The organism is Tepidiphilus sp. J10, from assembly GCF_006980785.1.
In the GTDB taxonomy this organism is placed as follows: domain Bacteria; phylum Pseudomonadota; class Gammaproteobacteria; order Burkholderiales; family Rhodocyclaceae; genus Tepidiphilus; species Tepidiphilus olei.
Map to the genome: position 1 here is coordinate 459,984 of NZ_SBHP01000001.1, position 11,624 is coordinate 471,607.

Below are 11,624 nucleotides of genomic sequence, written 5' to 3' on the forward strand. Positions count from 1 at the left end.
GTTGCTTGGCAAACACGCGGCGATCGTCGTAGCATTGACACCAAACCGCACGGTCTAGCGCACGATGGCCCGTACTCCTACTCCACCGGAACTGCCCACTGCTTCCAGCCTCGTCGGTCCCGGCGATCGGCGCCGGCTCGACCTGCTGCTCGCCGGGCTCGACCTACTCGACCAGGCGATCGCTGTATTCGATGCCACCCCCAAACTCGTGGCCTGGAACCGGGCCATGCAGCGTCTGCTCGATTTCCCCGAAAACCTCGTCCATGAAGGCACGCCTTTCGAAGCCTTCGCCCGTTTCAACGCCGAGCGCGGCGAATACGGCGAGGGCGACATTGAGCGCCTGGTGGCCGAACGGGTGATGGCCGCGCGCGCCTTCCAGCCGCACTATTTCGAACGCGAACGCCCCAACGGCCGCATCCTGGCGGTACGCGGCGTGCCCATCCCCAACCTCGGGTTCGTGTCGCTGTGGACCGACATCACCGAGCAGCGGCGCTACGAGCGCCTCATCGAAGAGCAGAACCAGACCTTGGAAGCCCGGGTAGCCGAGCGCACGACGGCGCTCGCGCGGGCCAACGAAGAGCTGCGCGCCGCCCAGGTCGAACTCGATCAGACCGCCGAGGCCTTGCGCCGCTCGGAAGAGCGTCTGCGACTCATCCTCGACTCGATCCCGGCCATGGTGGCCTATCTGGATGCCGACGAGCGCTACCGTTTCGCCAACCGGGTCTACGCCGAATGGTTCGGTCTCGAACAGGACGAGATCGTGGGCCGCCCAGTGGCCGAAATCACCGGACCCGACACCTACACCCAGATCGCGGCCCACTTGACCCGCGCCCACGCCGGCGAGACCGTCAGCTACGAATACGCCCGCCGCAACGCCCAGGGCCGGCTGGTCCATGCCCGTAGCACCGTCGTGCCTGAATGCGACGAGCATGGCGCGGTCGTGGGTTTCTTCGTGCTCTCGATCGACATCACCGAGCAGAAAGCACATCAGAACGCCCTCATCCAGGCGCAGAAGATGGAAGCGATCGGGCAGCTCACGGGTGGGGTCGCGCATGATTTCAACAACCTCCTCACCACCCTCATCGGCAACCTCGAAGGACTCAAACGCTATCTCGGCGACTCCAGCGCCGTACGCGAATACCTGGAACCGGCCCTCGCGGCGAGCACCCGGGGCGTGGCGCTCATCCGCCGCCTGCTCACCTTCGCACGCTCGCAGCCGCTCGCACCGCAGGCGGTCGAAGTCGGCGAGCTGGTACGCTCCATGGGTGTGATCCTCGAGCGCACCCTGGGGGAGACCATCGCCATCGTGCTCGACCTCCCCTCGGCTCCTCTTTACGCCTACGCCGACGCGCATCAGCTCGAGAATGCGCTCCTCAATCTCGCCTTGAACGCCCGCGACGCCATGGCCGAGCGCGGCGGCACACTGACGATCCGAGTCCGCCCCTGGCACCGCGATGAAGGCGTGGCCTCCGACATCCCCGTCGGCGACTATGTGCGCTTCGACGTCAGCGACACGGGATGCGGGATGGCCCCAGAGCAACTGACCCGTGTCTTCGAGCCGTTCTACACCACCAAGCCGTTCGGCCAGGGAAGCGGCCTGGGGCTGGCGATGGTCTATGGCTTCGTACGTCAGTCCGGTGGCGACATCCAGGTACGCAGCGAACCCGGCCGCGGCACGACCTTCTCCTTTGCCCTACCCCTGGCACCGGCAGCGGCCGACGTTCGAGGAGCAAACCGAGAGGAAGAGGCCGAGACCCCGCCCTCTCCTCCCCGCATGGTGTTGCTGGTGGAAGACGAACTGCCGGTGCGCCACGTCCTGCGCCAGCAGCTCATGGCGTTGGGACACACCGTGCTGGAAGCGGCCAACGCGCACGAAGCGCTGGAATTGCTCGAACACGTGGAGGAGATCGAACTCCTCGTCACCGATGCCGTCATGCCGGGGGAACTCGACGGGCGCCGTCTCATCGCCCGTGCTCGTATGCTACGATCGGCACTGCCTACCGTGCTGGTCACGGGCTATGCCCACGACGATGGCCCCCCGGTGGATGGCTACATCGTCCTGCCCAAACCCTGTACCCAGGCCCAACTCTCCCGGGCGCTCGTCGCCGCCCAGCGCCTTGCCGCAGGAATGCCCCGATGAACGCTCCCGACGCCCATCTGCTCGTCGTCGAAGACGACCCCGACGTCGCCCGTCTCATCTGTCGCAGCCTGAGCGAATTCGGCTTCGCGTGTGACGTGGCTGCGAGCGGCCGGGCCGCGCTCGACGCCGTGCGCACCCGTACGCCGGAATTGGCCATCGTCGACCTGGGGCTACCGGACATGGACGGGCTGGCGCTGATCGCCGAGATGCAACGCCTGCATCCCTGCGCCGTGCTGATTCTCACCGGCCGCGCAGGCGTGGCCGACCGCGTGCTGGGACTGGAGCTGGGAGCGGACGACTATCTCGTCAAACCCTTCGAGCCGCGTGAGCTGGTGGCCCGGGTCCGCTCCATCCTGCGCCGCTATCAGAAGACCGCCACCCCCTCCTCCGACGCGGCACGGGGCATCGCACATTTCTCCGGCTGGCGCTACGACCCGGCAAGCCACACCCTCACCGATCCGCAAGGAGACAGCACGAGGCTCTCCACCGCCGAGGCGCAGCTGCTGATGCTCTTTCTCAGCCACCCCAACCGCATCCTCTCGCGCGAGCGTCTCGTGGGAAATCGACCCGTCGAATCGTACGATCGCAGCATCGACGTGCGCATCTCCCGGCTACGGCGCAAGCTGCGCGACGATCCGCACGACCCGCGCCTCATCAAGACGGTCTATGGCGCGGGCTATCTCTTCGCCGCTCCCGTGCGCTGGGAGTAGAATCCGCTGGGAGTAAAATTATTTTTTTTCCTTCCCCGCGACCGAACCCATACCATGACCATGAACGATCCTTCCCGCCCATTCCGCATCCTCGGCATTCAGCAGATCGCCCTCGGTGCGCTGGACAAAACGCGGCTCGCCCGCCTGTGGGTCGAGCTCTTCGGCCTGCCGGTGACCGGCACTTTCCGCTCCGAGCGCGAAAACGTGGATGAAGACATCGTCGCCCTGGGCGCGGGCCCCTTCAAGGTCGAGGTCGATCTGATGCAGCCGCTCGATCCGGAGAAAAAACCGGCAGTGCACGCCACCCCACTCAACCACGTCGGGTTGTGGGTCGACGACCTACCCAAGGCGGTCGAGTGGCTCTCGGCGCATGGCGTGCGCTTCGCCCCCGGCGGCATTCGCCGCGGCGCGGCCGGCTACGACATCTGCTTCATCCACCCCAAGGGCAACGACGAATTCCCCGTGAGCGGCGAAGGCGTGCTCATCGAGCTCGTCCAGGCTCCGCCGGAAGTGATCGAAGCGTACGCGACGATCGCCGCTGCGGCACGCTGATTTTGTCTGGAAGCTGTCGAGTGCTGGCAGGAACCAAGGGACACCCATTTTTTACCCCTGGGTCGCCCTCCAGCGCACGGGTCTAGCGCGCGTGTGCACGCGCGCCAGGTTCCTCAAACCCGGACGGCTACGGATCGTCGCATGAAACTGCTCTTCATCCAGCGGCATTTCCCCGGCCAGTTCAAGCACCTCGCCCCGGCGCTCGCGCGGCAGGGGCACGAAGTGGTGGCGATGACGATGCCGCAAGTGCCCGTGCGCCAATGGCAAGGGGTGCGGCTCATTCCCTATGGCGTGACGCGCGGCACCACGCCGGGCGTGCACCCGTGGGTATCGGACTTCGAGACCAAGGTGATCCGGGGCGAGGCGTGTTTTCGCGCCGCGTTGCAGCTGAAAGCCCAGGGCTTTACGCCCGACGTGATCATCGCCCACCCCGGTTGGGGCGAGAGCCTCTTTCTCAAGGACGTCTGGCCGCAGGTCAAACTGGGGCTCTATTGCGAGTTCTACTACCATCCGCAAGGCACCGACGTCGGCTTCGATCCCGAGTTTCCCGCCACCGACCCGGGCGAAGTCTGCCGCATCCGTTTGAAGAATCTCAACAACCTCATGCACTTCGAGGTGGCCGATGCCGGCATCAGCCCCACGCACTGGCAGGCGAGCACCTTTCCGCCGCGCTTTCGCGACAGGATCACCGAGGTGCACGACGGCATCGACACCCGCACCCTCGTGCCCAACCCGCAGGTGCGCCTGACGGTCAACGGCGAGCTCACCCTGACCCGCAGCGATGAAGTCATCACCTTCGTCAATCGCAATCTCGAACCCTATCGCGGCTACCACGTCTTCATGCGGGCGCTGCCTGCCATCCTGCGCCGCCGCCCCAAGGCGCGGGTCTTCCTCGTGGGCGGCAACGACGTGAGCTACGGCGCCCGGCCCGACCCGGCGCGTTATGGCGGCAAACGCACCTGGCGCGAAATCTTCTTCGAAGAAGTGCGTCCGCAGCTGCCCGACGCCGACTGGGCGCGGGTGCATTTCCTCGGCAACATCCCCTATCCCCAGTTCGTGGCGCTCTTGCAGCTCTCTTCCGTCCATGTCTATCTCACCTACCCCTTCGTGCTCTCCTGGAGCCTGCTGGAAGCGATGAGCGTGGGCTGCGCGATCGTGGCAAGCGACACCGCCCCGGTGCGCGAGGCGATCCGCCACGGCGACACCGGCCGGCTGGTGGATTTCTTCGACCTCGAGGGGCTCGCAAACGAAGTGTGCGCCCTGCTCGACGATCCGGCGGCGCGGCAAAGACTGGGCGCAAATGCGCGGGCATTTGCCCAGGCGCACTACGATCTGGCCACGGTCTGCCTGCCCAAGCAGATGGCGTGGGTGCGAGACCTGGGTAGAACGAGAGGACACCCGTTTCTTTCTGCCCCCGCTCCGGCGGGTGGCTGATGTGCTAACCTTCCCCCGTCCTTCGCCAGAGGGGCGGGGGATTTTCCTCAAGGGCATTGTCGATGCCCAGGGCCTTTAGAAAGAGATGAAAAATGCAGAAAGATTCTGTCGTGATTTCTGTCTCCGGAAAGCCAGGGACCGGTGCCACATACAGGGATTTTCAAGAAGCACTGCGCAAAATGGGACTTTTCGAGTACTTTGAAGTGGCGCAGATAGCTCTACCTGTTCATTACTTTCGCCACGAGATTGCCGATTATATCTATGAGCATGGATTAACATCACTCTTCATAACCTCCTTTGCTATGGAGGACATAACGACACCAAGAATGAATGTCGACGAACTTGAGAAAGTAATTGAAAAGTTCGTCCGATCCCTCGCAGGCGCGCGACGTTTGATTATTGTTGATCCTTACTTGTATGGCAACAGCAACGATCTGGCATGTAGCGAACAAATAAACTGTCCGGACTTGTAGCACGAGGTTTGTCCGGTTTTCATTAGGTATGGAAGGAGGTGCCTAATGAGACGGACGCAGTTGCTACAGGAGGTACGGAAGATGCGGTTTGAGGAAGCGTACGAGGGCTGGCAGTCGGGTCGGCTGACGCAGGAAGAGGCGGCCAGGCTCCTGGGGGTGTGTGACCGGACATTTCGGCGCTACATCGCCCGCTACGAAGAGGAGGGGTTGGAGGGCTTGGTTGATCGGCGTCTGACGCAGGTCTCGCACCGCAAGGCGCCGGTCGATGAAGTGATGGCGCTGGTGGAGCGCTACCGTAGTCGGCATATGGGCTGGAACGTCAAGCACTTTCACGCCTGGTACCAGCGCGAGGGCGGCAAGCGCAGCTACACCTGGGTGAAGAACCGGTTGCAGGAGGCCGGGGTGGTTGAGAAGGCCCCGGGCCGGGGCAAGCACCGCAAGCGGCGGGAACGCGCCGCTTGGCCGGGGATGCTGTTGCATCAGGACGGCTCGCGGCACGAATGGGTGCCTGGGCAGTATTGGGATTTGATCGTCACTATGGACGATGCCACCAACGAGCACTACTCGATGTTCTTCGTCGAGGAAGAAGGGACGGCCTCGTCATTGCGCGGTGTCAAGGAAGTGATCGAGGCGCGCGGCTTGTTCTCGGCGCTCTACACCGATCGGGGCAGCCACTACTGGCACACGCCGCAGGCGGGCGGCAAGGTGGACAAGGTCCATCTCACCCAGTTCGGGCAGGCCATGGCGCGACTGGGCATCGAGATGATCCCGGCCTATTCCCCGGAGGCGCGAGGGCGCTCGGAGCGGATGTTTCGCACGCATCAAGACCGGCTGCCCAAGGAGCTGGCCGCGGCCGGGATCACCGACATGGCCTCAGCCAATCGCTACCTGAAGGAGGTCTATATGCCCGCGTTCAACGCCGAGTTCATGCAGCCGGCACAGGAGGAAGGATCGGCCTTCGTGGCCTGGGTCGGGGATGAGCTCGACGACTTCCTGTGTGAGCACTACGAGCGGGTGGTGGGCAAGGACAATTGTGTCGCGTTCGAGGGGCTGAAGTTGCAAATCCCGCCGGATCGCTATCGCATGCACTACGTGAAGGTCAAGGTGCGGGTGCATCGCTACCTGGACGGACGGTTGGCGATCTTCCATGGCCCGCGAAGGCTCGCGCGCTACACGGCGGACGGTCAGCTGCAACCCCCCGAACTACAGGTCGTCGCGTAGGTCCGCCGCGGCGCCTTCCGGGGTGGGAAGGCGCTCCGGGCTACGCCCTTCACGCCTTCCCACCCCGGCTCGAAAAAGCGGACAGTTTATGTGCTACGAAACCGGACAGTTCTATTTGTTGACAACACAGCAACGATCTGGCATCGGTATCCAGTCGCTTTGCGAAGATGATTGGCTGGCTTGGTGATGAGCTTGAAGAAATAATTACCTATACCAATGGTAATGGTCAGTCCCAGGTAAAGCATCAACTTCAGCTGGCTGTGGCTTCAGCACGGGCATCAGTCAGTTTTGATGACCGTGTCCAGACTGACTTGCACGACCGATTCTGGATTGACCCGGACGAGAAACGAGGGATAGTTTTTGGTACATCACTGAATGGGCTCGGTTTGAAGCTTGCTCTTGTTGATCGGCTGAGCAACGATGACGTGGAAACTATTCTCAGCCATCTGCAGGTCTGACCGCGGCGAAACAAAGGGACACCCAGTGCGCCGGGACGAAGCCGGCAGAAAATTGGAGGCAAAGCCCGCCAGTGGCTTCCAAGACACACACAAAGGGACACCCACTTATTTGCACTTATTTGCACGAGCTGGTTTCCAGCCCCAAGGTCACCGACTTGGACGGCGGCGACCGCTCTTTTTGGCGAACAGCTGGTGGTGGGCCTGCAGCCAGTCGGCGAACTCAGCCACCGTGAAGATGGGAATGTGAAACTGGCCTCTGACCGCCTGAATGTCGCTGTCGCCACTGACCAGTGCATCAGCCTGAGCCACGGCGGCGAGCGCCAGGAAGATCACATCGTCGGGATCACGAATCTCCGGCAACCCCCCGGGCCTTGCCTCGACCTTAACGGTTTCCACGAACGGCAGAAATTCAGCCAGTAACGTTTCTTGCTCGTCCTGACTCAGATTGAACTTGGGGTAGGCAAGGACATGCAGCAGTTCGCTGACCGTGTCGCGACTGGCCAACGCGATGAAGTGCTTGGCCTGCCATGCCTCGCGCAGCCAAGCAAACTTACCCCGCGAGAAGATCAGGGCCGAAACCAGGCAGTTGGTGTCGAGGATAACGCGCGGGATACTGCTCATGTGCGCTTTCTCGCCCAGGCGATGGCCTCAGCCACGTCATCTTGCGTGATGCCCAGTTCCTCCAACTTGGCGCGTACCGCGTCGGCCTGCTGCAGGCGAACCGGCGTCAGCACGATCTTGCCGTCCTGAACCGTGACGTCGTAGTAGTCGGCCTCGCCCACGGTCTGGACGATGGCCTTGGGCAAGGTGACCTGGTTCTTGCTCGTGCGCTTGGTCAGCATGACAATCTCCGAAAGTAATGAAGTAAGAAATCAAATTTTAGCGAGTTTTCAGGCCGATGCCACCCCAACAAAAAGGCACCCTGTCACCAAAGGGACACCCACTTATTTACTGGATCGTCACCGACCCTGGTGACAACTCAAGCGAACCCCGCAAAGTGTGCGCGCGGCAGCATCCAGCGGCCGGGCTGGCCGGGAAGTTCAATGAAACCGAAGTGCTGGTAGAACGCAGCCGCTTTGGGCGACTTGGCGTCGACGACGAGGGCAGCCACCGCGAGGGTTTTGCTGGCGGCCGCAACGCGCTTGCACGCATCGGCCAGCAGGATCGAACCGAGTCCCTGTCCCTGAAACTGCTGGCCCACGGCCAAACGGCCGAGTAATGCCACAGGCACGGGGTAACGGGGCAGTTTTTTACGCCACTTCTCGGGCAGCGTCTCAGCGGCGATGCTGGCGGCACTGAGCGTGTAGAAACCGGCAACCACCCGGGGTTGCGCGGCCGGGCTCGCTACAAAAACCCGTGCCACGCCACGCTTGATGTCCTGACTGGCGTAGCGCTGCAGGTATTCGTCGAGCGCTTTCTCACCACAAGCGAAATCAGCCGTCCGTGCATCGCCGTCGAGCGCGCGAATGGAATAAGCCATTTACTTCACGTGCTCGGCGTGACGGGCGAATGCGCGCTGCAGTGCCGCATTGGCTTGGGGCTGCGTATCCAACGCATCGAGAAACGCAGCGAAATCATCCTGAGACAAGGTGATGCTTTCGTGCGCCTGCACGACCGACTTGGCTTGCTCGATCGCGTTCCTGAGCACGAACTCCGACACGCTCATATGCGCATACGCAGCCGCCTTGTCGAGCAAGCGACGCATTTCCTGATCGCAGCGGATGTGCAACCGGGTATTTTTGGCAAGGGTTGTCATGGTCGACTCCTGATGGCACTTGGCACTAAATTGTGCGCCATTTGTGCGCACAATTCAAGCCCAAAACAGAATACTTCAACGGTTTAGGATTGCCAATGCGAAAGTCGTCGGCGTGACGATACGCGCCCGGCCGATGCTGCCGCGTTGCAACAGCCCGGCGCGGCGGTCGCCGGTTACCAGGTAGTCGGCCGCACCGGCGAGGGCCATCGCCAGCAGGAAGGTATCGTTCGGATCGTTCGCCTCGAGGTTTTCCGGCAAGGTCGGCAGCACTTCCAGAACGATGGCATGCTGCATGTTGTTGAGCATCGTGCCGATGCGGTGCGCAGGCAGGATGGTCTTGAGCTTCGGGTAGCGGCTCACACGCCGCAGCTCGTCGAGCTGCGCCCTCGAGGTCACCAGTTCGAAACGCGCCGCACGCCAGGCGCGATATATGATGTCGGGCGGACCGTGTGGAGAGATCAGCGCACCGAGCAAAACGTTGGTGTCCAGGATGACACGCATCAGTGCTCACGTGCCCACTGTACCGCCTCGTCGATGAGATCGTCGAGATCGGCCTCGCCCATGCCAGAAGCAGCGGCCTTGGCCTGCTCGACGGCGCGCTCCAGGAGATAGGCGCGCACGGCTTCCTCGATGAAGCGCGACAGATCGCCCTTGCGCCCGCCGCCTTGTGCGGCAAGGAACATGCGCACGGATTGATCGACGTCCGACGACACGGTGATGTTCCAACGCACGGTATTCATGATGCCCTCCAAATCAGTGTTTGAGCACATAGGTGTTTATACACCTTGAGAAGAATCCCCGCAATGGTTGCCAGAAAGCAAAAAGCCGACCCCCAGAGGCCGGCTCTTTCTCTTCACCCTCGCGAGGGAGGAGGATCACTCGAATTCGAGGATCACTTCGTCCACCGCCAGGCTGGCGCCCGGTTTGGCGACGATTTTCTTCACTTTGCCGTCCTGCTCGGCGCGCAGGATGTTCTCCATCTTCATCGCCTCGATCACGGCGAGTTTCTCCCCGGCCTTGACCTCCTGCCCTTCGGCGACCGCGATCTCACGCAGCAGCCCCGGCATGGGCGAGAGGAGGAATTTGGACATGTCGGGCGGCGTCTTGACCGGCATCAGCGACCAGAGAGCGGCGATGTGGGCCGGCAGAACGCGGGCACGCAGCTCGGCGCCGTGGTGGCGCAGGACGTAGAGGATGCCCTCGCGTTCGAGCTGCACCGTCATCGGCGCATCGCCGATGCGCACCTGGAGCACGATCTCGCCCAGGCGCCAGCGCGGGTCGAAGTCGATCTGCAGCACCCGATCACCCGAGCGCACCACGAAGCGGGTGTCCGAGAGTTCCTCGACCGTGGCCGCCGTGGCACCCTGCGCGTCGATCACCTGGTAGTTCGGCGAGGGCGTGTAGCGATGGCCGTTCATCTGACCCGAGAGGTGGGCGTTACGCAGGCGCAGCTTGTGTTCGACCGCCGCGAGGATGAGGCGCAGCATCAAGGGGTCTTCGTGCGGCACCATCTCCGGCGTAAATCCGTCAGGAAACTCCTCGGCAATGAAACCGGTGGTGAGCCGCCCCTCGCGGAAGCGCGGATGCTGCATGAGCGCCGCCTGGAAGGGGATGTTCGAGTGGATGCCGCGGATGACGAAGGCGTCGAGTGCCTCCTGCATTCGCTCGATCGCCTCCAGCCGGTCGCGCCCGTGCACGATGAGCTTGGCGATCATCGAGTCGTAGTACATCGAGATTTCGCCGCCTTCATAGACGCCGGTGTCGACGCGCACTTGGCCCGACACTTCGGCGGGCGGACGGAACTTCACCAAGCGCCCGGTGGAAGGCAGGAATCCGCGGAAAGGATCCTCGGCGTTGATGCGGCATTCCATCGCCCAACCGTCGATGCGCAGCTCGGATTGCGACAGCGGCAGTTTCTCGCCAGCGGCGATGCGAATCATCCACTCGACCAGATCGAGCCCGGTGATCATCTCGGTGACCGGGTGCTCGACCTGTAGCCGCGTGTTCATTTCGAGGAAGTAGAAGGACTTGTCCTTGCCGACGACGAATTCCACCGTGCCGGCGGACTGGTACTGGACCGCGCGCGCGAGCGCCACCGCCTGCTCACCCATGGCGCGGCGGGTGTCGGGGTCGATGAAGGGGCTGGGCGCCTCTTCCACGACTTTCTGGTGGCGACGTTGCACCGAGCATTCGCGCTCGAAGAGATAGACGTAGTTGCCATAGGCGTCGCCGAAGACCTGGATCTCGATGTGGCGCGGCTCCTCGACGAACTTCTCGATGAAGACGCGATCGTCTCCGAAGGCGTTGCGCGCCTCGTTGCGGCAGGATTCGAACCCTTCGCGGCACTGGGCGTCGTCGTAGGCCACGCGCAGCCCCTTGCCCCCGCCGCCGGCCGAAGCCTTGATCATCACCGGGTAGCCGATATCGCGGGCGATGCGCACCGCCTCCTCTGCCGATTCGATCGGATCGTTGTAACCGGGAATGGTATTGACGCCGGCCTGCATGGCGAGCTTCTTCGAGGCGATCTTGTCGCCCATCGCGGCGATCGCGGTGTGTTTCGGGCCGATGAAGACGATGCCTTCTTCTTCGAGCCGACGGGCGAATTCCTCGTTTTCGGAGAGAAAGCCGTAACCGGGATGGACCGCCTCGGCGCCGGTCTGTTTGCACACGGCGATGATTTTGTCCATCGCCAGGTAGGATTCCTTGGAAGGCGCCGGGCCGATGCATACCGCCTCGTCGGCGAGCTGCACGTGCAGCGCGCGCCGGTCGGCCTCGGAATAGACCGCCACGGTGGCGATTCCCATCTTGCGCGCGGTCTTGATCACCCGGCAGGCGATTTCACCCCGGTTGGCGATCAGAATCTTTTTGAACATGGTGGTG

14 protein-coding genes are annotated in these 11,624 nt (G+C 62.9%); 7 read left to right on the top strand and 7 right to left on the bottom strand.

Going from position 1 to position 11,624, the window contains the following annotated elements; translation table 11 throughout:
• The first annotated feature begins 64 nt into the window (after positions 1-64).
• From EPD81_RS02280 to EPD81_RS02310, 7 genes are all read left to right on the top strand, one after another.
• A complete protein-coding gene (locus EPD81_RS02280) occupies positions 65-2,140 on the top strand; it encodes a PAS-domain containing protein (RefSeq protein WP_142803801.1) in 2,076 nt (691 codons plus the stop codon).
• Positions 2,137-2,850, top strand: coding sequence for a response regulator transcription factor (locus tag EPD81_RS02285; protein ID WP_142803802.1), 714 nt, complete (start codon positions 2,137-2,139; stop codon positions 2,848-2,850). Before EPD81_RS02280 ends, EPD81_RS02285 begins: the two co-directional genes overlap by 4 nt.
• Positions 2,851-2,910: 60 nt before the next feature.
• On the top strand, positions 2,911-3,402 hold the full coding sequence (locus EPD81_RS02290) for a VOC family protein (protein ID WP_142804239.1): 492 nt from the start codon (positions 2,911-2,913) through the stop codon (positions 3,400-3,402).
• Positions 3,403-3,543: 141 nt separating this feature from the next.
• On the top strand, positions 3,544-4,836 hold the full coding sequence (locus tag EPD81_RS02295; RefSeq protein ID WP_142803803.1) for a glycosyltransferase family 4 protein: 1,293 nt from the start codon (positions 3,544-3,546) through the stop codon (positions 4,834-4,836).
• 92 nt (positions 4,837-4,928) lie between these two features.
• Positions 4,929-5,309, top strand: a complete 381-nt coding sequence (locus EPD81_RS02300) for a hypothetical protein (RefSeq protein ID WP_142803804.1) — start codon at positions 4,929-4,931, stop codon at positions 5,307-5,309.
• A gap of 81 nt (positions 5,310-5,390) precedes the next feature.
• Positions 5,391-6,530: an ISNCY family transposase gene (locus EPD81_RS02305; protein WP_221929168.1), complete on the top strand. Its 1,140-nt coding sequence runs from the start codon at positions 5,391-5,393 to the stop codon at positions 6,528-6,530.
• A gap of 167 nt (positions 6,531-6,697) precedes the next feature.
• On the top strand, positions 6,698-6,988 hold the full coding sequence (locus EPD81_RS02310) for a hypothetical protein (protein ID WP_142803806.1): 291 nt from the start codon (positions 6,698-6,700) through the stop codon (positions 6,986-6,988).
• Positions 6,989-7,135: 147 nt separating this feature from the next.
• On the opposite strand, the gene EPD81_RS02315 is transcribed toward EPD81_RS02310, so the two are convergent.
• From EPD81_RS02315 to accC, 7 genes are all read right to left on the bottom strand, one after another.
• Entirely contained in the window at positions 7,136-7,609 is a 474-nt protein-coding gene (locus EPD81_RS02315) for a putative toxin-antitoxin system toxin component, PIN family (protein WP_185955323.1), read from the bottom strand.
• Complete coding sequence (locus EPD81_RS02320) at positions 7,606-7,830, bottom strand: AbrB/MazE/SpoVT family DNA-binding domain-containing protein (protein WP_142803807.1); 225 nt, start codon at positions 7,828-7,830, stop codon at positions 7,606-7,608. The genes EPD81_RS02315 and EPD81_RS02320 overlap by 4 nt, the downstream gene beginning before the upstream one ends.
• A 137-nt stretch (positions 7,831-7,967) precedes the next feature.
• Entirely contained in the window at positions 7,968-8,468 is a 501-nt protein-coding gene (locus EPD81_RS02325) for a GNAT family N-acetyltransferase (protein WP_142803808.1), read from the bottom strand.
• Positions 8,469-8,744, bottom strand: coding sequence for a DUF1778 domain-containing protein (locus tag EPD81_RS02330; RefSeq protein WP_028873967.1), 276 nt, complete (start codon positions 8,742-8,744; stop codon positions 8,469-8,471). It lies immediately after the preceding gene.
• Between the two features lie 75 nt (positions 8,745-8,819).
• Positions 8,820-9,245: a putative toxin-antitoxin system toxin component, PIN family gene (locus EPD81_RS02335; protein ID WP_142803809.1), complete on the bottom strand. Its 426-nt coding sequence runs from the start codon at positions 9,243-9,245 to the stop codon at positions 8,820-8,822.
• A complete protein-coding gene (locus tag EPD81_RS02340) occupies positions 9,245-9,484 on the bottom strand; it encodes a ribbon-helix-helix domain-containing protein (RefSeq protein ID WP_142803810.1) in 240 nt (79 codons plus the stop codon). Before EPD81_RS02340 ends, EPD81_RS02335 begins: the two co-directional genes overlap by 1 nt.
• A gap of 135 nt (positions 9,485-9,619) precedes the next feature.
• Complete coding sequence (gene accC, locus EPD81_RS02345; protein ID WP_142803811.1) at positions 9,620-11,617, bottom strand: acetyl-CoA carboxylase biotin carboxylase subunit; 1,998 nt, start codon at positions 11,615-11,617, stop codon at positions 9,620-9,622.
• Positions 11,618-11,624: the final 7 nt, after the last annotated feature.